21 protein-coding genes and 4 pseudogenes are annotated in these 18947 nt (G+C 63.3%); 15 read left to right on the top strand and 10 right to left on the bottom strand.

Annotated elements, in window-relative coordinates:
- Positions 1-68: 68 nt before the first annotated feature.
- The gene (locus M1B35_RS15895; RefSeq protein WP_123335359.1) at positions 69-578 is read right to left on the bottom strand and encodes a DUF1993 domain-containing protein; all 510 of its coding nucleotides are present in this window, start codon (positions 576-578) and stop codon (positions 69-71) included.
- A gap of 129 nt (positions 579-707) precedes the next feature.
- Between M1B35_RS15895 and M1B35_RS15890 the strand changes: the two genes are divergently transcribed.
- Complete coding sequence (locus M1B35_RS15890) at positions 708-1358, top strand: YceH family protein (RefSeq protein ID WP_268262474.1); 651 nt, start codon at positions 708-710, stop codon at positions 1356-1358.
- A gap of 57 nt (positions 1359-1415) precedes the next feature.
- Here M1B35_RS15890 and M1B35_RS15885 read toward each other — a convergent pair whose 3' ends face one another.
- On the bottom strand, positions 1416-2237 hold the full coding sequence (locus tag M1B35_RS15885; protein ID WP_268262473.1) for a shikimate 5-dehydrogenase: 822 nt from the start codon (positions 2235-2237) through the stop codon (positions 1416-1418).
- A 254-nt stretch (positions 2238-2491) separates the two neighbouring features.
- Here M1B35_RS15885 and M1B35_RS15880 point away from each other — a divergent pair, with 254 nt between their 5' ends.
- The 3 genes from M1B35_RS15880 (at position 2492) to M1B35_RS15870 (ending at position 3570) form a co-directional block, all read left to right on the top strand.
- Entirely contained in the window at positions 2492-2845 is a 354-nt protein-coding gene (locus M1B35_RS15880) for a hypothetical protein (protein WP_123335353.1), read from the top strand.
- Between the two features lie 237 nt (positions 2846-3082).
- A complete protein-coding gene (locus M1B35_RS15875) occupies positions 3083-3277 on the top strand; it encodes a hypothetical protein (protein ID WP_123335351.1) in 195 nt (64 codons plus the stop codon).
- Positions 3278-3387: 110 nt separating this feature from the next.
- Complete coding sequence (locus tag M1B35_RS15870) at positions 3388-3570, top strand: hypothetical protein (protein ID WP_123335349.1); 183 nt, start codon at positions 3388-3390, stop codon at positions 3568-3570.
- On the opposite strand, the gene M1B35_RS15865 is transcribed toward M1B35_RS15870, so the two are convergent.
- Positions 3567-4628 carry an AI-2E family transporter gene (locus tag M1B35_RS15865; protein WP_123335347.1) on the bottom strand — a complete coding sequence of 354 codons (1062 nt, stop codon included), beginning with the start codon at positions 4626-4628 and terminating at the stop codon, positions 3567-3569. The two genes, M1B35_RS15870 and M1B35_RS15865, sit on opposite strands and share 4 nt — an antisense overlap.
- 159 nt (positions 4629-4787) lie before the next feature.
- On the opposite strand from M1B35_RS15865, the gene trhP reads away from it, so the two are divergent.
- Complete coding sequence (trhP, locus tag M1B35_RS15860) at positions 4788-6188, top strand: prephenate-dependent tRNA uridine(34) hydroxylase TrhP (protein ID WP_268262472.1); 1401 nt, start codon at positions 4788-4790, stop codon at positions 6186-6188.
- Between the two features lie 22 nt (positions 6189-6210).
- Here trhP and M1B35_RS32285 read toward each other — a convergent pair whose 3' ends face one another.
- The 3 genes and pseudogenes from M1B35_RS32285 to M1B35_RS15850 form a co-directional block, all read right to left on the bottom strand.
- Positions 6211-6966, bottom strand: coding sequence for a methyl-accepting chemotaxis protein (locus M1B35_RS32285; RefSeq protein ID WP_425273419.1), 756 nt, complete (start codon positions 6964-6966; stop codon positions 6211-6213).
- Positions 6967-7068: 102 nt separating this feature from the next.
- Positions 7069-7800: pseudogene (locus M1B35_RS32280) on the bottom strand (cache domain-containing protein); the annotation flags it as partial.
- 253 nt (positions 7801-8053) lie between these two features.
- A complete protein-coding gene (locus M1B35_RS15850; protein ID WP_185039393.1) occupies positions 8054-9370 on the bottom strand; it encodes a Na+/H+ antiporter NhaC family protein in 1317 nt (438 codons plus the stop codon).
- A 232-nt stretch (positions 9371-9602) separates the two neighbouring features.
- Between M1B35_RS15850 and M1B35_RS32275 the strand changes: the two are divergent.
- Positions 9603-10955, top strand: a pseudogene (locus tag M1B35_RS32275) (cache domain-containing protein); the annotation flags it as partial.
- Positions 10956-11057: 102 nt separating this feature from the next.
- The gene (locus M1B35_RS32270) at positions 11058-11813 is read left to right on the top strand and encodes a methyl-accepting chemotaxis protein (RefSeq protein ID WP_425273418.1); all 756 of its coding nucleotides are present in this window, start codon (positions 11058-11060) and stop codon (positions 11811-11813) included.
- Between the two features lie 42 nt (positions 11814-11855).
- Here M1B35_RS32270 and M1B35_RS15840 read toward each other — a convergent pair whose 3' ends face one another.
- The 4 genes from M1B35_RS15840 to M1B35_RS15825 are packed head-to-tail and all read right to left on the bottom strand — an operon-like array spanning position 11856 to position 14453.
- Positions 11856-13169, bottom strand: a complete 1314-nt coding sequence (locus M1B35_RS15840) for a sensor histidine kinase (RefSeq protein WP_268262469.1) — start codon at positions 13167-13169, stop codon at positions 11856-11858.
- The gene (locus M1B35_RS15835) at positions 13166-13831 is read right to left on the bottom strand and encodes a response regulator transcription factor (RefSeq protein WP_123335336.1); all 666 of its coding nucleotides are present in this window, start codon (positions 13829-13831) and stop codon (positions 13166-13168) included. The genes M1B35_RS15840 and M1B35_RS15835 overlap by 4 nt, the downstream gene beginning before the upstream one ends.
- Positions 13831-14145: a PepSY domain-containing protein gene (locus M1B35_RS15830; RefSeq protein WP_123335334.1), complete on the bottom strand. Its 315-nt coding sequence runs from the start codon at positions 14143-14145 to the stop codon at positions 13831-13833. The genes M1B35_RS15835 and M1B35_RS15830 overlap by 1 nt, the downstream gene beginning before the upstream one ends.
- Positions 14145-14453, bottom strand: a complete 309-nt coding sequence (locus M1B35_RS15825; protein ID WP_268262468.1) for a PepSY domain-containing protein — start codon at positions 14451-14453, stop codon at positions 14145-14147. The genes M1B35_RS15830 and M1B35_RS15825 overlap by 1 nt, the downstream gene beginning before the upstream one ends.
- Before the next feature lie 159 nt (positions 14454-14612).
- Here M1B35_RS15825 and M1B35_RS15820 point away from each other — a divergent pair, with 159 nt between their 5' ends.
- The 8 genes and pseudogenes from M1B35_RS15820 (at position 14613) to M1B35_RS15785 (ending at position 18785) form a co-directional block, all read left to right on the top strand.
- Positions 14613-15692 carry a patatin-like phospholipase family protein gene (locus tag M1B35_RS15820; protein WP_123335330.1) on the top strand — a complete coding sequence of 360 codons (1080 nt, stop codon included), beginning with the start codon at positions 14613-14615 and terminating at the stop codon, positions 15690-15692.
- Between the two features lie 90 nt (positions 15693-15782).
- Positions 15783-16056, top strand: a pseudogene (locus M1B35_RS15815) (type II toxin-antitoxin system RelE/ParE family toxin).
- An 8-nt stretch (positions 16057-16064) separates the two neighbouring features.
- On the top strand, positions 16065-16364 hold the full coding sequence (locus tag M1B35_RS15810) for a HigA family addiction module antitoxin (protein ID WP_123335328.1): 300 nt from the start codon (positions 16065-16067) through the stop codon (positions 16362-16364).
- 187 nt (positions 16365-16551) lie between these two features.
- Positions 16552-16629 (top strand): annotated as a pseudogene (locus tag M1B35_RS32045) (helix-turn-helix transcriptional regulator); the annotation flags it as partial.
- A gap of 63 nt (positions 16630-16692) precedes the next feature.
- Positions 16693-17049: a 6-carboxytetrahydropterin synthase QueD gene (queD, locus tag M1B35_RS15800; RefSeq protein ID WP_123335326.1), complete on the top strand. Its 357-nt coding sequence runs from the start codon at positions 16693-16695 to the stop codon at positions 17047-17049.
- A gap of 105 nt (positions 17050-17154) precedes the next feature.
- On the top strand, positions 17155-17607 hold the full coding sequence (locus M1B35_RS15795; protein WP_123335324.1) for a GNAT family N-acetyltransferase: 453 nt from the start codon (positions 17155-17157) through the stop codon (positions 17605-17607).
- A 10-nt stretch (positions 17608-17617) separates the two neighbouring features.
- Complete coding sequence (locus tag M1B35_RS15790; RefSeq protein WP_268262467.1) at positions 17618-18139, top strand: nucleoside 2-deoxyribosyltransferase; 522 nt, start codon at positions 17618-17620, stop codon at positions 18137-18139.
- A gap of 22 nt (positions 18140-18161) precedes the next feature.
- A complete protein-coding gene (locus M1B35_RS15785; protein WP_268262466.1) occupies positions 18162-18785 on the top strand; it encodes an NUDIX hydrolase in 624 nt (207 codons plus the stop codon).
- Positions 18786-18947: the final 162 nt, after the last annotated feature.

Raw genomic sequence — 18947 nt, 5'->3', positions numbered from 1 at the left:
CACCTTGCCGGGCTTTTTATTGCCGGCTGCCAGCGCCACCGAACAGGGTGACGCATTGGCCCGGCGGTTTAGAACGCGCCCATGTAGTCGCGCTTGCCCACTTCCACACCGTTGTGGCGCAGCAAGGCATAGGTGGTGGTGACGTGGAAGAAGAACTGCGGCAGGCCGTAGGTCAGCAGGTAGCTCTGGCCACTGAAGCGCTTCTCTTTAGGAGTGCCCGGACGGGTAACGATTTCGATGCCTTCCTTGCCATCGATCTGCTCCGGCTGGATGCCGTCGATAAAGGCCAGGACCTTGGCGATCAGCGCCTGCAAGTCAGCGAAGGTGGTTTCGCTGTCGTCGTATTTCGGCAACTCGACTTCAGCCAGGCGCGCCGACACGCCCTTGGCGAAGTCCACGGCGATCTGCACCTGGCGCACCAGCGGGAACATGTCCGGGAACAGGCGGGCCTGCAGCAAAGCGTTGGGGTCGATGCTCTTCGCCGTGGCGTGGGCTTCGGCCTTGTTCAGAACGTCGCTCAAGGCATTGAGCATTTGCTTGAAGACAGGAACGGAAGCGGCGTACAGGGAAATAGTCATGACAGTCTCGACATAGATGGCAGAAATACAGCGAGGGACGATTATAGCCCCAGCCCGAGGCAGCGCGCGGCTTGTCTTTTATCCCGCAAGGATTAGGCTAGGCGCCTTCCACAGCATAGGGAAAGCGCGATGAGCAGCGAGCACGACACCTCCAGCGAAGCACTGCGACTCAACAGCACCGAAATCCGCATCCTCGGCGCCTTGATCGAAAAGCAGGCCACCAGCCCGGAAACCTATCCCCTGACCCTCAACGCCCTGGTCCTGGCCTGCAACCAGAAGACCAGCCGCGAGCCCGTGATGAACCTGACCCAGGGCCAGGTCGGGCAAAGCCTGCGCGCCCTGGAAAGCCAAGGGTTTACCCGCCTGGTCATGGGCAGCCGCGCCGACCGCTGGGAACACCGGCTGGACAAGGCCCTGGAGCTGGTGCCGGCGCAGATGATCCTCACCGGCCTGCTGTTCCTGCGCGGCCCGCAGACGGTGAATGAATTGCTGACCCGCAGCGGCCGCATGCATGACTTCGAAGACGCCGAACAAGTGGTGCACCAACTCGAGCGCCTGATTGCCCGCGACCTGGCGCTGTTGATCCCGCGTCAGGCCGGCCAGCGGGAAGACCGCTACACCCACGCCCTGGGTGACCCGGCGGACATCGAGGCGATCCTCGCGGCCCGGCACAACCCGGTGGAACGCAGCACTGGCGGCGCGGTCTCGGTGGAGCGTATCGAAGAGTTGGAAGCGCGGATTGCTGCCCTCGAAGAGCGCCTGGCGCAACTCGAAGGCTGAACCCTCAGTGGGCGCAGCCGCGGGTACGACACCCGCTGGCTGCGCCGACGCAGCGCCCTACCCGGCCCGGGCGAAGGCCACAGCGTTCTGGAACTGCTCCTCACTGGGGCGCACCCCGGTGTAAAGCACAAACTGCTCCAGGGCCTGGATGGCGATCACTTCCAGGCCGGTGATGACCTTTTTGCCCTCAGCCCGGCCGCGCAGAATCAGCGGGGTTTCAGGGGGCACCGCAACCACGTCGAACAGCGTATCGGCAGCGGCAATCGCCTCTGCGGAGAAGGCCAACTGCTCAGCCTCAGCCCCACCCGCCATGCCGATCGGCGTGACATTGATCAGCATTTGCGCGCGCACATCCCCGAGCTCGGCCTGCCACTCATAACCCAGGGCATTGGCCAAGCCACGTCCGGCCGCCTCGTTACGCGCCACAATCACGCCGTTGGCGTAGCCGCCATCACGCAAGGCGCTGGCCACGGCCTTGGCCATGCCGCCGCTGCCACGCAAGACAAAGCTCGAGTCCTTCGGCACCTCGTGGCTCTTGAGCAATTGGGCGATAGCAATGTAATCGGTGTTGTAGGCCTTGAGGTGGCCCTGGGTGTTGACGATGGTGTTGATCGACGCAATGGCCCGGGCCGATGCATCCAGTTCGTCCACCAACTCAATGCTCGCCTCCTTGAAGGGCATCGACACGCCACAGCCGCGAATGCCCAGGGCGCGAATCCCGCCGATGGCGCCAGGCAAATCCTGGCTGCTGAACGCCTTGTAATAGAAGTTCAGCCCCAACTGCTCATACAGGTGGTTGTGAAAGCGCAAACCGAAGTTCCCCGGACGCCCTGACAAGGACATGCACAACTGAGTGTCTTTGTTGGGGTTCATTTGCATCGTTATCTCCTTGCACCGCACTTTCGGATGGACGGATTAACCGGCCCGACCGGTTCTGCCTGATCATGATGACCCGTAGCCAAGGGCGCTTTACCCGCCTGGGAACTGGGTAAAGAAGCCGGTACAGACCTTACACAATATTTACCCTGCGGCTTCGCAGTTTTTCAAAAAACCACTGTCTTAGAAGTATCCCCCACGACAGTCCTTGAGCCTGCTGCAGGCAACAAGCGCTGGGGTTGAATCGAGGAACGCTCATGATTTCCAAACTCCCCAAGATAGCCTTGCTCATTGGTGCACTCGCTGTCGCAGGCCAGGCGTCTGCCCACGGCGGTGGCTGGGCCGGACCCGCCGTATTGGGTGCTGTTGTCGGTGCTGCTGTGGTGGGCTCGGTGATCGCCGGCCAGGAACGCCCGGTCTACGTGCAGCAACAACCGGTGTACGTCCAGCCACAGCCGGTGTACGCCGCGCCACCACCGGTCTACTACCAGCCACAACCGGTGTATGTGGAATCGGCGCCGGTGTATTACCGCCCCGCCCCGGTCTACTACGGCCCGCCTCCGGGTTACTACGGTCCGCCACGTCATTACGACCGTGGCCCGCGCTGGTAACAGGCTGATCACACCCACAAGCCCCGCCCTCACAAGCGGGGCTTGTTGCATTTGGCCATCATCCTTAAGTCTTGACTGTCCACGCCAGGGCCAGGCCTGGAACGGTATTTGCCTGACAATTGGCGACCGGTCCCTCGATGGCCTCAGCCATCGGACCGTCATATTGATGTCATTGCAGGCCCGCAAGATCGGACCTGTCCGTCGTTCCAATGACCCATAACAACAAGGACGCCCTTTATGCCGACGCAAAACCCTCACCGCATCGCCGGACTCTGCACCTCCAGCAAAGTCTATGGCGCGCTGACCGAACTCAAGCACCTGGAAGGCCATCGCAATGCCAAGTTTCTCTCCCTGCTGGCCGAGAACCTGGTGCGCAAGGGCCTGCTCAGCGAACAGGAAGTGCTGCACATGCTCGACCAGGTGGTGGACTGAAGGCGGCCCCCGCGTCCGTTAGCAATTTTCAATAACCACTATTGAGCCAGGTGATTTTTCGTAACACTGCGCGCTTTGTAAGGTAGCTCCACCACGTATCGGAGGTCCTTATGCCCACAGTTCAGATCATGTCCGTTATCGGCAGCGCGGTTCCCGCATCCCTCAGGGCTCGCGGCGTGCTGGCCTGCTGGTATCTGATGCAGGACGGCGAGCCCGTCAGCGGCCCCCTCGCCTCCCTGCCCGCTGCCCAGGCCCTGTCACAACAGTGGCCCACGCTCGCCGCCCACGCCTAAGGCAGCTGCACCCGCGGCCGGGTTTCCACAAACAGCGCCCAACTCGACATGAACAATGCGGCAATCAACGGCCCGATGACGAACCCGTTGAGGCCGAATATCGCCAGGCCGCCCAGGGTCGAGATCAGGATCAGGTAGTCCGGCATCTTGGTGTCCTTGCCCACCAGGATCGGCCGCAACACGTTGTCCACCAGGCCAATCACGAACACCCCGAACAGCCCCAGCACCACCCCTTGCCAGATCGCTCCGCTAAGCAGGAAGTACGCGGCCACCGGGCCCCAGACAATGCCCGCACCCACGGCCGGTAATAGCGACAGGAACGCCATCAGCACCGCCCAGAGCAAGGCGCTGGGGATGTCCAGGAACCAGAAAATCAAGCCGCCGAGGGCGCCCTGGGTCACGGCCACCAGCACGTTGCCTTTCACCGTGGCCCGCACCACGCGGTTGAATTTGAGCTGCAGGCGACGCTTCTGATGCTCTGCCAACGGCACCGCCGTGCGGATCTTGCGCGCCAGCTCCGGGCCATCGCGCAGCAGGAAAAACAGCAGGTAGAGCATGATGAACACGCTCACCACAAACTCGAAGGTGCCCTGGCCGAAACTGAAGGCCTGGCTGGCAAAGAACTGGCTGCCTTGCATGGCGCTCTTGACGATTTTCTCCCGCAGCCCCTCCAGCTCGCCCATGCCAAAGCGATCCAGCAGGTGCTGGAAATACGGCGGCAGGCTGTGCTTGAACTGGGCCACATAGGCGGCAATGTCCAGCTTGCCGCTTTCAATGTTCTGGTACAGCGTCGCCCCCTCTTGCACCAGCAAGGCGCTGGTGATGATCACAGGCAAAATCGCCATCACCAGGCACAAACTCAGGGTGCACAACGAGGTGAGGTTGCGCGGCCAGCCGAACTTGAGTTGCAGGCGACGCTGCAAGGGTGCAAAGACAATCCCGAGGATCACCGCCCAGAACACTGCACCGTAAAACGGCAAGAGAATCCAGATAAACGCGATCGTCACCAGCGTCAGCAAGACGAGCAGGCTTTTGTGTTGCAGGTTCTGTTGGTTCATATCCAATCCATGTCAGTCAACGCAGATGTTCAGCGTCCTGAGCGTTAGTCCTCGGCACCCGCGCCGAGTGCCGTAGTTTCTTGCGCAGCCTTAGACCCAGATCAATAAACCCCGCCAGCGCCTGCCTTACCCTCGCGAACTTTTGCGACCGACAGCCCCATGACGCTCCTCGCCAAACCCGAACTGCTGGCCCCCGCCGGCACCCTGAAAAACATGCGCTACGCCTTCGCCTACGGCGCCGATGCGGTTTACGCCGGCCAGCCACGCTACAGCCTGCGGGTGCGCAACAACGAATTCGATCACGCCAACCTGACCCTGGGCATCCAGGAAGCCCAGGCCCAGGGCAAGCGCTTCTACGTCGTGGTCAACATCGCCCCACACAACGCCAAGCTGAAAACCTTCCTCAAGGACCTGGAGCCGGTCATCGCCATGGCCCCGGACGCGCTGATCATGTCCGACCCGGGGCTGATCATGCTGGTGCGCCGGCACTTCCCGGCCATGCCGATCCACCTCTCGGTACAGGCCAATACAGTGAACTGGGCCAGCGTCGAGTTCTGGCAGCAACAGGGCATCAGCCGGGTGATCCTGTCCCGGGAGCTGTCCCTGGAGGAAATCGACGAAATCCGCCAGCAAGTGCCAGACATGGAACTGGAAGTGTTCGTCCACGGCGCCCTATGCATGGCCTATTCCGGGCGCTGCCTGCTCTCGGGCTACATGAACAAGCGCGACGCCAACCAGGGCAGTTGCACCAACGCTTGCCGCTGGAAGTACCAGGCCGAGGCGGCCACCGAGAACACCCTCGGGGAAATCGTCCAGACCTATCAACCCGAACCGACCCTGGGCCTGGGCACGCCCACCGACCAGGTGTTCCTGCTGCGCGAGGCCAATCGCCCGGACGAGGCCATGCCCGCCTTCGAGGATGAGCACGGCACCTACATCATGAACGCCAAGGACCTGCGGGCGGTGCAGCACGTGCCACGCCTGAGCGCCATGGGCGTGCACTCGCTGAAAATCGAGGGCCGCACCAAGTCGCACTTCTATTGCGCCCGCACCACTCAGGTCTATCGCCGGGCCATCGACGACGCCGCAGCCGGCCGCGAGTTCGATCGCAGCCTGATGAGCGACCTCGAATCCCTGGCGCAACGGGGCTACACCGAGGGCTTCCTGCGGCGCCACGTGCACGACGAATACCAGAACTACCAGAACGGCAGCTCAGTCTCCGAGCGCCAGCAGTTTGTCGGTGAGTTGACCGGCGAGCGCCGGGGGCGGCTGGCCGAGGTCAAGGTGAAGAATCGCTTTGCCCTGGGCGATCACATGGAACTGATGACCCCCAAGGGCAACTTCCATTTCGACCTGAGTGAGTTGCAGAACGTCAAAGACGAGGCCATCGAGGTGGCACCGGGGGACGGGCACACCGTGTATTTGCCGATCCCCGATCAGGTGGACCTGCGCTTCGGCCTGTTGATGCGCGATGTGACGCAACGGCCTGCAGCAGAGCCCGACCCGGCCTGCGAGCCGCAACTGATCGCCCGCCAGGCGGCACCCGCACCGCGCGGCTGACCACCGCGCGGCAGGCCTGGGTTCAGATGCGGAATTGCCCCACCAGCTTGCCCAGGCGCTGGCCCAGGTCGGCCAGGCTGCGGGACGTCTGGGCCCCGAGCTGGGTTTCATCGGCCACACTGTCCACCGCCACGGCGATCTGATGCACGCTGCGGTTGATCTCTTCAGCCACGGCGGTTTGTTCTTCCGCGGCGCTGGCGATCTGCGCGTTCATCGAGTTGATGGTGCCGATCAACTGCGCCATGGCATCCAGGGACGCCCCCGCTTCGTTGGCCTGGACCGAGGTGCCATCGCCGGCATCGCTGGAGCGCCGCATGGCGTCCACCGCCACCCGGGTGCCCTGCTGCAGGCGATTGATCATGCCCTGGATTTCCTGGGTGCTCTGCTGGGTGCGGCTGGCCAGGGCCCGTACTTCGTCGGCCACCACGGCAAAACCGCGCCCGGCCTCCCCGGCCCGGGCCGCTTCGATGGCCGCGTTGAGGGCCAAGAGGTTGGTCTGCTCGGCAATCGAGCGGATCACATCCAGCACGCTGACGATCGACGCCACGTCCTGCTGCAGACTGTCCAGCGAGGTGCCGCTGTTGCGAATGTCGCTGACCAGGGCATGGATCTGCTGGATGCTGCCATCCACCACGCGCTTGGCGGTCTGCCCTTCTTCGTCGGTCTTCTGCGCCGCCACCGCTGCACCCTGGGCACTGCGGGCCACTTCCTGGGCGGCCGAAGACATCTCGTTGATCGCCGTGGCCACCTGATCGGTTTCGTGGCGCTGGCGCTCCATGGCCTGCTCCGAACGCTGGGCCTGCTCCGACACCTGGGTCACCAGGCCGGTGAGCTGGCCGGTCATCTCGGTGATCTGCCGCACCAGGCCGTGGATTTTGTCGACAAACCGGTTGAACGAGCCCGCCAGGTCCCCCAGTTCGTCCTGGCTGGTAATTGCCAGGCGCCGGGTCAAGTCACCCTCGCCCGCGGCGATGTCGTCCAGGTTGAGCTTCATCAGGTTCAGCGGCCGCAGGATGGTGTTGGCCACCAGCATGCCCAGGGCCGCAATCACCAGCAGCACCACCGCCGCCACCCCGACAATGCTCAACACCATGCCTTCCATGCGCTCGTTGACCCCGGCTTCCACCGCCGCCACCTGGGCGTCGATGCCGTCGATGTTCACCGAGGAGCCGATCACCATGTCCCACTTGGGCAGGTACTCGGTGTAGCCCAACTTGGGCACCAGCACATCGCTGCCCGGCTGGGTCGAGCTGTACTGCACGTAGTGACTGCCGTCCTTGGCGACCCGCACCAGCTCGCGGTTGACGTAGACGCCATTGGGGTCGCGGTTGTCCTTGAAGCTCTTGCCCACGCCATCCGGGCTGTTGCCCTTGAACAGGCGCACGGTCTCGGAGTCGTAGCCGAAGAAGTAACCGTCCTTGCCATAGGTGATGTTCGACAGCAGCTTGACCACCTCGGCGCGAGCCGCCTGGTCGCCACTGGCCGCCGCGTCGTACAGCGGCTTGACGGTGCTCAGGGCCACTTCGACGTAACCCTGCAAGGTGGCCTTGGATTCACTCATCAAGCGCTGGCGGGTCTCGTCGACCTGCTTTTTCGCCTGTTCTTTAAGCATGAACACCGTGGTCAGGCTGATCACTACCGCAAACAGCAAAACCGGGAGTACCGCGAGGGATAGAACTTTGGCCTTCAGGCTTAGGCGCATAGGAGGTCACTCTTGATTTTATTGGGCGTGATAAGCCGTTAACGGCTGGCCGAATCAAAAGTTGAGCCCAGCGCTCGCCCCGCGCTTGCGTAGAGGCCGGCTTGCCGACGAAGCCCTCCACCGGCAACCCCCTCTTATATAGAGAGGGGCGCCAAAGCGGGTGTCAGAGGACCATGGCCGCCACCCAGCCAAAGGCCAGCAGCGGCAGGTTGTAGTGCAGGAAGGTCGGCACCACGGTGTCCCAGATATGGTGATGCTGGCCGTCGATATTCAGCCCCGAGGTCGGCCCCAGGGTCGAGTCGGAAGCCGGCGAACCGGCATCGCCCAAGGCTCCGGCGGTGCCGACGATGCACACGATCGCCAGCGGGCTGAAGCCCAGTTGCACACACAAAGGCACAAAGATCGCCGCCAGGATCGGCACCGTGGAAAACGACGAGCCGATGCCCATGGTCACCAACAGCCCCACCAGCAACATCAACAGCGCACCCACGCCCTTGCTGTGGCCGATCCAGCTGGCCGACGTCTCCACCAGGGTTTTCACATCGCCGGTGGCTTTCATCACCTCGGCGAAACCCGAGGCGGCAATCATGATGAAGCCGATCATGGCCATCATCTTCATGCCTTCGGTGAACAGGTCATCCGTCTCGCGCCAGCGCACGATGCCCGACACCGAGAACAGCAAAAAGCCACACAAGGCGCCGATGATCATCGAGTCCAGCAGCAACTGGACGACGAACGCGACAATGATCGCCAGCCCGGCCACCAACAGTGTCCGCGGGTTGTAGCTCACCTGCACCTGCTCGACTTTCTCGATACGGTCCAGGTCGTACACGCGCTTCTTGCGGTAGCTGATCAAGGCCAGCAACAGGCCGCAGAGCATGCCCAACGCCGGGATGCCCATGGCGTGGGTGACGTTGACCTGGCTGATGTCCACGCCGCTGCGGGCCACGTTGGCCAGGAGGATTTCATTGAGGAAAATGTTGCCGAAGCCCACGGGCAGGAACATGTAGGGCGTGATGAGGCCGAAGGTGATGACGCAGGCGATCAGCCGCCGGTCCAACTGCAATTTGGTCAGCACATACAGCAGCGGCGGCACCAACAGCGGAATAAAGGCAATGTGGATCGGCAGGATGTTCTGCGAAGCAATGGACACCACCCACAACAGACCGATCAACAGCCACTTGACCTGGCCGCTGCCAGTCGCGTCCTGGCGGTCCACCAGCAGCAGGATCTTGTCCGCCAGGGCGTGGGCCAGGCCGGACTTGGCGATGGCCACCGCGAACGCACCGAGCAAGGCGTACGACAGGGCCACCGTGGCACCGCCACCCAGGCCACTGTTGAAGGCCTTGAGCGTGGCCTCGATACCCAGGCCGCCGGTCAACCCGCCCACCAGCGCGCCGACAATCAGCGCGATCACCACATGCACGCGGGACAGGCTGAGGATCAGCATCACGCCAACCGCGGCAATTACAGCATTAATCATCATGACCTCATTACGGCGCCGATAAAAAACGGCGCACAGGAGCAGGGTCCAGCCAGAGGGCCAAGCAGGCCGCCGCCGGATAAAAAGTGGGTTCTTATTAGAGGGCGCGCACTTTGCAGGAGCTGGCCCGGCTTGTCAAAAACAAGGCCATTGCAGCCGCTTATCCCGGCATTAACACGTGAAAAACTGTGGTTTTCTGCCCCGACGGCAGTTAAACAAGCGTTTAAAGATGAGCCAACCACGGCCGATAAGGTGGCGAAGTCACAGATATTTATCGAACAAGGACCTCTGCATGTTGCCCAGACAACTCTCCATTCAATGGAAAATCACCCTGCTCGCCGGACTCTGTCTGCTGGGCATCGTGACCCTGCTGGTAGGCCTGTCCCTGTATCGCATGGAACACAGCTCCGAGCTGGTCAAGGCCTCGAGCATGGAGATGCTCAACGAAGCGGCCCAGGCGCGCATCGAAGCCCAAGGCGAAGTGCAATCCCTGGCGATCCGCGAGCAATTCATGGATGCCTACCAATATGGCCACGGTTTCTCGCGCCAGGTGCTGTTCCTGCGGGACCAGGCGGAAAAACGCTTCCTGGATGCCTTCGACCTGCGCGAAGACATGACCCGGCAGGTCAAGTCGGCCTTGCAGAACAACCCCGAGCTGCTGGGCCTGTCCCTGGTGTTCGAGGCCAACGCCCTGGACGGCAAGGACGAACTGTTCGCCGACCAGAACGAACTGGGCAGTAATGAAAAGGGCCGCTTCGCCTTGTACTGGTCGCAATCCAGCCCCGGCCAGTTGAAGTCCATGGCCTTGCCCGAAAGCGACATGCACGACACCCAGCAGGGGCCCAGCGGCGAGCCGGCCAACGCCTGGTTCACCTGCCCGCGCCAGACCCTCAAGCCCTGCGTGATCGAACCTTACTTCTATGTGATCGACGGCCAGAAGGTGCTGATGACCAGCATCGTCTTCCCGCTGCTGGTCAACGGCAAAGTGATTGCCTCGCTGTCGGTGGACATCAACCTCAACAGCCTGCAAGCCATGAGCCAGAGCGCCAGCCAGCGCCTGTACGACGGCCAGACCCACGTCAGCATCATCAGCCCGGTGGGCCTGCTGGCTGGCTACAGCCCGGACGCCGGCAAACTCAGCAAGCGCCTGGAGAGCGTGGACCCGGCCAGCGGCGCGGAGTTGATTCGCCTGCTGTCCGCCAGCACCCGCCCCCAGAGCCTGCACAGCAACCAGCAACTGAAGGTGCTGGCGCCCTTCAGCCCGATTCCCGGGGGCAAGCCCTGGGGCGTGCTGCTGGATGTGCCCGAGCAGGTGCTGGTAGGGCCGGCCGAAGCCTTGAAAGACAAGCTCGATGCGAGCAATCAAAGCGGCACCCTGATCGAGCTGGGCCTGGGCCTGTTGGCCACGGTGCTCGGCCTGCTGCTGGTGTGGCTGATGGCCCGCAGCGTGACCCGGCCGATCCTCGGCGTGGCCCATATGCTGGAAGACATTGCCAGCGGCGAAGGCGACCTGACGCGACGCCTGGCCTACGACAAACAGGATGAACTGGGCCAGTTGGCCGGCTGGTTCAACCGTTTCCTCGACAAGCTGCAACCGATCATTGCCGAGGTCAAACGCTCGGTGCAGGACGCCCGTGGCACCGCCGACCAATCCTCGGCCATCGCCACCCAGACCAGCGCCGGCATGGAGCAGCAGTACCGCCAGGTCGACCAGGTGGCGACCGCTTCCCATGAAATGAGCGCCACCGCCCAGGACGTTGCCCGCAGCGCAGCCCAAGCGGCCCATGCGGCTCGCGATGCCGACCAGGCCACCCTTGAAGGGCTGAGGGTGATCGACCGCACCACCACCCACATCGGCCACCTGGCCAGCGACATGAGCAGCACCATGAGCCAGGTCGAAGGCCTGGCCGCCGACAGCGAGAAGATCGGCTCGGTACTGGAAGTGATCCGTTCCATCGCCGAACAAACCAACCTGCTGGCCCTCAACGCCGCCATCGAGGCCGCCCGGGCCGGTGAGGCCGGACGGGGCTTTGCGGTGGTCGCCGACGAAGTGCGCAACCTGGCCCGGCGCACCCAGGAGTCGGTGGAAGAAACCCGCACGGTGATCGAAGCCCTGCAGCAAGGCACCCAAGTGGTGGTGGACGCCATGCACAACAGCCACAGCCAGGCCCAGGGCAGCGTCGAGCACGTGGGCCAGGCGGCCAGCGCCCTGCGCCAGATCGGCGATGCGGTCACGGTGATCAGCGACATGAACCTGCAGATTGCCAGCGCCGCCGAACAGCAAAGCGCGGTGGCCGAAGAGATCAACAGCAATGTGGCGACCATCCGCGACGTCACCGAGTCGCTGTCGGAGCGGGCCAATGAGTCGGCGCGGGTCAGCCGCTCGCTCAACAGCCTGGCCAACCAGCAACAAGGCCTGATGGATCAGTTCCGGGTCTGACCCCATCAACCGCCGGGGCCAAGCGCCCCCGGCCAGCGCCCTTTAGCGGTGGGGCAACTCGATCAGCACTTGCAAGCCCCCCAGGGGGCTCTCGTGCAGTTGCAGCACGCCACCCCAGGCATCGACGATGTCGCGCACGATACCCAGCCCCAGGCCGTGGCCATCGGTCTGTTCATCCAGGCGAGTGCCACGGCTGAACACCTGGGCCCGTTGCGCCTCGGGAATGCCCGGCCCGTCGTCCTCCACCTTCAAGCAAAAAACCTCGGTGTTGGCCTCGATGCTCAAGTGAATCTGCGCATCCGCCCATTTGCAGGCGTTGTCCAGCAGATTGCCCAACAGCTCCAGCAAGTCTTCCCGGTCCCAGGGTAATTGCAGCCCTGGCACGCCTTGGTAACTCAACTCCAGGTGCTCGCCGTGGATCATGTTCAAGGTGGCCAGCAGGCCGGGGACCTCGGCATCGCAATCGAATAACGCACCGGGCAACGCATCGCCGGCCAGGCGCGCGCGGTTGAGCTCGCGGTTCAGGCGTTGCTGCACTTGCTCCAGTTGTTCCTGGAGCACCTTGCGCAGCTCCGGGTAGGCCTGCAGCTTGGGGTTCGAGGCTAGGCTCAACAGCACCGCCAGGGGTGTTTTCAAGGCATGACCAAGGTTGCCCAAGGCGTTGCGCGAGCGCTTGAGGCTGTCTTCGGTATGGGCCAGCAAATGGTTGATCTGCGCCACCAGGGGCTCCAGTTCCAGGGGCACCTGGGCATCGAGCTGGGAGCGCTGGCCCTGCTGCAACTGGGCGATCTGTTCGCGGGCGGTCTCTAGGGGGCGCAGGGCCCGACGCACGGTGACCCGCTGCAACAGCAGAATCAGCAGCAGGCCGGCCACACCCAGGCCCACGCCGATCTGGCGCATGCGCTGGAAGCTCTCGCGGACCGGGGTGTAATCCTGGGCCACGCTGATGGAAATCGACTGCCCCAGGCGTCGGTAGTCACTGCGCAGCACCAGCAACTGCTGGCCTTCGGGGCCCAGTTGCAAGTTGCTTTGCAGACCGACCTGGGGCAACTGCGGCAGCTCCTGGTCCCACAGGGAACGGGAGCGCCAGTGCACGTCGGCAAAATCGATGCGGAAGTAATGCCCGGAGAACGGCCGCTGGTAAGCCGGCGACAAGCGTCGCTCATCCAGCTGCAAGCCTTGGGGGCCGCGCACCAGGGCCAGCAGCAGGTTTTCGCTGTCGTTGCGCAAACCGGCTTCAAGGTAACGCTGCAAGCCCACCTCAAACAGCCAAAGGCTGGTCTGGGCCAGCACCAGGCCAACCACCAGCATCACGCTGACCAGGCCCAGGCTCAGGCGGCGCTGGATCGACCTCACGCCGCCCCGCCAAACAGGTAGCCCTGGCCGCGACGGGTTTCAATCACGCTTTTGCCGAGCTTGCGCCGCAGGTGGTTGACGTGGACCTCCAGCACATTGGAGTCGCGCTCGGTCTCGCCGTCGTACAGGTGTTCGGCCAAGTGGCTTTTGGACAGGATCTGCTGCGGGTGCAGCATGAAGTAGCGCAGCAGGCGAAACTCGGCGGCGGTCAGCTGGATGTCTTCGCCGTCGCGCACCACGCACTGGCGGCCTTCATCCAGGTGCAGGCCAGCCGCCTTGAGGGTCGGCTGGTTGGCCTGGCCATGGGAGCGGCGCAAAAGAGCCTGGACCCGCAAGTGCAGCTCTTCAGGATGGAAAGGTTTGCTCAGGTAGTCATCGGCCCCCGCCTTGAGCCCCTCGATGCGCTCGGCCCAGGAACTCCGCGCGGTGAGGATCAGCACCGGCGTCGCAAGCCCGCCGGCGCGCCACTGGGCCAGCACCTCCAGGCCCGGCAGGCCCGGCAGGCCCAGGTCGAGAATGATCAGGTCGTAAGGTTCACTGGCCCCCTGGTAGACCGCATCCCGGCCATCGGCCAGCCAGTCCACCGCATAGCCCTGGCGGTTGAGGCCTTCAAGCAGCTCATCGGCCAGGGACACATGGTCTTCCACCAACAACAGGCGCATCAGTCGTCTTCCTCGTCTTTCAATAAACGCCCGGTGGCGGCTTCAAGGTCAATCTCGCGGACCACGCCGTCGGTGGTCAGCAACTCGACTTCATAAATGTACACATCGTGTTTTTCTTCCAGCTCGGCTTCCAGCAACTTGGCCCCGGGGTAGCGGTCCATGGCCTGCTGCAGCAATTGCTCCAGCGGCAGGATCACCCCCTGCTGACGCAGACGCAGGGCTTCGTCCTGGTCCAGGTCGCGGGCCAGTGCCACGGAGCAAAAAGCCAGAAGCGCCAGGGCCAATCGACGGCCGGCGCGCAGATTCGACTTCATTAATTATCCTGATGATCCTTGAGGACCTGGCCGCTCACGGCGTCCAATTCCAGGTCCCATTCAACGCCTTGGGGGTCGCGCAATTCCACCTGGTAGATGTACTTGCCGTATTCCTCTTCCAGCTCGGTTTCATTGACGATGGAACCCGGGTGCCGGGCCACGGCCGTGGCGTTGAGTTTTTCGAAGGACACAATAGTACCAGCGTCACGCAGGCGCAGGGCTTCATCGGGGCCCAGATCACGGGCGTGTGCCAGGTTGGCAGTCAGGGTAACGAGGGCAGCGGTAAACAGGGCAGTCAGGGTTTTCATCGGAAGTCTCCGGGACGTACGGGCTAGCGGATGCTGCGCACGTTAACCGACTGAACTTAATTGAAACTGAATGGCCATCATTGCCGGGGCTGAAGTTTCACTCGGCCGATCCCGCCACCACTCTTTATACTCACCCGCTTGCCAGAGACTGAGGCCGGTATGACCGCTATCCACATCAAGTTCCCCGCCCTGACCCTCAAGGCCGGCCCCCGCGCCTGGGCACGCATCCGCCAGAAAGGCCTCAGTGCGGCCGATGTGGGCACCCTGCCCGGCGCCGCTGGCGGGCCCAAGGCCCTGGGTATCCAGGGGCTGGACCTGGCGCTGTTCGGTGAGTGGCTGCCAGCGGCGCCACGGGAGCGCTCGCTGATCGGCGCTTCGGTGGGCTCCTGGCGCTTCGCCAGTGCCTGCCTGCCGAACGCAGTCGAAAGCCTGCAGCGCCTGGGCCGGCTGTACAACGCGCAAAGTTTTGCCAAAGGCGTGACCATGGCGCACATCAGCCAGAGCTCCCAGCGCATGCTCGACGAATTGCTGGACGGCCACGACGCGTCGATCCTCGACAACCCGCATTACCGCCTCAACATCATGGTGGTGAAGAGCCACGGCCTGCTCGCCGATGACCATCGCGGCCGCCTGGGGCTGGGCCTGTCCTCGGTGATCGCCGACAACCTGCGGGGCCGCGCGCGACTCTCACGGCACTTCGAACGCCTGGTGCTGCACGACCCGCGCCTGGCGCCGCCGCTGCACGCCCTGAACGACTTCCCTTCGCGCTTCGTGCCCCTGGACCTGGGCAACTTGCGCCAGGCCCTGCTGGCCTCGGGTTCCATCCCCATGGTCATGCAAGGGGTGCGCGACCTGCCCGGCGCCGGAGCCGGCACCTTCCGCGACGGCGGCCTGCTGGACTACCACCTGGACCTGCCCTACAGCGGTGACGACGTGGTGCTGTACCCGCACTTCACCGACAAGGTCATCCCCGGCTGGTTCGACAAAGGCCTGCCCTGGCGGCGCGGCGATACCGGGCGCCTGCAAGACGTGCTTCTGCTGGCCCCCTCGAAGCAGTACCTGGCCCGCCTGCCCTACGGCAAGCTGCCGGACCGTAACGACTTCAAACGCTTTATGGGCGACGACGCCGGCCGGCAGAAATACTGGCGCAGCGCCATGGACGAAAGCCGACGCCTGGGCGATGAATTCCTCGAGCTGGCCAGCACTGGCCGCCTGGGGGACCACCTGCTAACCCTTTAGTCGTCGAACTGGCTATTCAACCAAGCGTTGAATACCCAATAAATCAGCGTACATTCGCGCCTTAACGAGTAACGTTAAGCATTCATAGCCATGATTCGAAGCTTCGCATGCGCTGACACGGAAGCGCTCTTCAGAACCGGAAAAACGCGACGCTGGGGCGATATCAAATCCGTCGCCGAACGCAAGCTAGCGATGCTGGACGCCGCCAATGAGCTTCGCGACCTGGGCTCACCACCCGGCAACCGCCTTGAGTCCCTGCGCGGGAATCGGGCCGGACAGCATTCGGATCAATGATCAATGGCGCGCGTGCTTCGTCTGGTCCGAAGAAGGCCCTGAAAACGTTGAAATTGTCGATTACCACTGAGGTACATCATGCTCAAAAATGGCATGCGACCCGTACACCCTGGCGAGATCCTGCGTGAGGACTTCCAGAAAGAAATGGGCTTCAGCGCTGCTGCCCTGGCCCGCGCACTCGGCGTCGCCACCCCCACCGTGAACAACATCCTGCTTGAACGCGGCGGGGTTTCTGCCGACATGGCATTACGCCTGGCCATCTGCCTCGACACCACTCCAGAGTTCTGGCTCAACCTGCAGACCACCTACGAGCTGCGCAAGGCTGAACAGGAGCATGGAGCGGAAATAGCCGGAGTCGTACAACGATGGGTTGCCTGAAGCGCAAAGACAACCCCGGCAAAGCAGGCCTTCCCCCGCGTGAACGGTGAAGCCCTGAGTCGACAGCACGCCCCCGGGCTGGGCAGTCGAGTTCAGAACCGCCAGAAAGCACAGGCCTTGGCCGCAATACGGTTATCGGAGGATCAGCGAGGGCTGATTCCCAAAACAGGTTAGACTAGGCGCCAATTCGGTCGCCTGGCGCCCATCGGCCATGGTCGAATGGAGCACTTCAATAACGCCCAGTCACGACCCATCAGTACGTTGATCAGTACACCCGCTACTGGCAATCACCTAAAACCCGCGCTACACAAGCCCTACAGGTCACACCGTGGAAATCTTCAAAGAATTTACCTTCGAATCCGCCCATCGCCTGCCCCACGTACCGGAAGGCCACAAATGCGGGCGCCTGCACGGCCACTCGTTCAAGGTGGGCATCCATCTGAGTGGCGACATTGACCCGCACACCGGCTGGATTCGCGATTTCTCGGAAATCAAGGCGATCTTCAAGCCGCTGTACGAACGCCTGGACCACAACTACCTGAACGACATTCCTGGCCTGGAAAACCCCACCAGCGAAGTGCTCGCCCAGTGGATCTGGAATGAGCTCAAACCCCTGCTGCCCGAGCTCAGTGCGATCCGCATCCACGAGACCTGCACCAGCGGCTGCATCTACCGCGGCGAGTAAACCCGGCACCAAAAACCACCCCAGGGTGGTTTTTTTATGCCCAGGCGTTCCCGCGCCTAAGCTTTACCGCAACATCAGCCATCCTTGCGCCGGAGCCCGCGCCCCATGTCGCCGATCATTCGTCCCGCCGCCCTCGCCGACCTGCCCGCCATCGAACGCATTGCCAAAAGTGCTTATGCGCCCTACATCGCCCGCATCGGCCGCGAGCCGGCCCCCATGCTCGAGGACTATTCCTGCCTGGTGCTGGCGCAGCAGGCCTGGGTGCTGGAAGAGGACGAAACGATCGCCGGCTTTATCGTCCTGCTCGACGCCCAGGAAGCCCTGTTGCTGGACAACGTCGCCATCAGCCCCGAGGCCCAGGGCCAGGGGCATGGCCGTCGATTGCTGGCGTTTGCCGAACAACAGGCACGCTTGGCCGGTCACAGCTGTGTGCGCCTGTACACCAACCAGGCCATGACCGAAAACATTGCCCTGTACGGCCGCCACGGTTATGTGGAAACCCACCGCGCGGTGGAACACGGCCTGCACCGGGTGTACATGAGCAAGTCCCTGGATTGAGGAAAGCCCCATGCCCGCGCGTATCTACCTGGCCGGCTTCGATGTGTTCCGCGTCGATGCCATCGCCCACGGCGACTACCTGAAAAGCCTGTGCAGCGCCCAGGGCCTGCAAGGCCTCTACCCCTTCGACAACCAGGTCCCCGAGCACCTGCCGCCAACGCTCAAGGCGCAGCAGATCTGCCAGCAGAACCTGCAGATGATCCGCGACTGCGACGCCGTGCTGGCCAACCTGAACAACTTTCGCGGCCTGGAACCGGACTCCGGCAGCGCCTTCGAAGTGGGCATGGCGGTGGCCCTGGGCAAGCCGGTGTGGGCCTACTTCGACGGCCCCGCGACCTTGCGCGAGCAAGTGCCCCACGACGCCGAGGGCCGCGATGCCCAGGGCTTCCTGGTGGAAGACTTCGGGCTGCCACGCAACCTGATGCTGGCCTGCACCTGGGCCGGCTGCAGCGCCACGGTGGAAGTCGCCGTGCAGCAGCTCCAGCAACACCTGGGCCGCCCCACAGCCGCCGGCGCAACCCCGGAACACTGATCAACCCAACAAGGAATCGTCCATGGAAAGCCACTGGCTGACCCAGGCCAAACGCTTGCAAGCCATCGCCTCGACCGGCCTGCATTTTTGCCGCGACCCGTTCGATCGCGAGCGTTACCAGGAAATCGCCGACATCGCCCACGGCCTGCTGGCGCAACTGGGCAACGTGCCCCTGGAACGCATCACCGGGCTGGTCTCGGACTTTGCCCAGCGCTACTCGACACCCATGGTTGAAGTGCGCGGCGCCCTGATCGAGAACGACAAGATCCTCCTGGTGCGCGAACAGAACGACGAGCGCTGGGCCCTGCCCGGTGGCTACGCCGACGTCGGCTTGTCGGCGGCGGAAAACATCGTCAAGGAGATCCGCGAGGAAGCCGGGCTTGAGGTCGCGGTGCAAGCACTGTACTGCGTGCGGCACAAAGCCAAGGGCCCGTACAAAGCCGACGCCCGGGACTTCTACAAGCTGTATTTCCTCTGTACCCGCCTTGACCAGAGCGCCCCCCGGGCCCAGGGCGAAACCACCGACGCGGGCTTTTTCGCCCTCGACGCGCTGCCCGAACTGTCCCAAGGCCGCACCGTGGAACGGGACCTGGAAGAAGCCTTCGCCTTCCAGCGCGGTGACACCACCCTGACCCTGTTCGATTGATGGCTGGGCGGTGATCCAATCTGTATCACCGCTGCACCGCTTTCGTGCCGAACCGGGCACGGCGACCAACCTCAAGGGCAAAAATCGACGCGTTGGCTATAAACCTTGTGCAGGTTGCACAAGCGGCGCTGTGCGTCGATCACCCCGGGCGGGTTGGCACGA

Source organism: Pseudomonas morbosilactucae (assembly GCF_023241665.1).
GTDB lineage: Bacteria > Pseudomonadota > Gammaproteobacteria > Pseudomonadales > Pseudomonadaceae > Aquipseudomonas > Aquipseudomonas morbosilactucae.
This window is presented reverse-complemented; position numbering and strand designations above follow the sequence as displayed.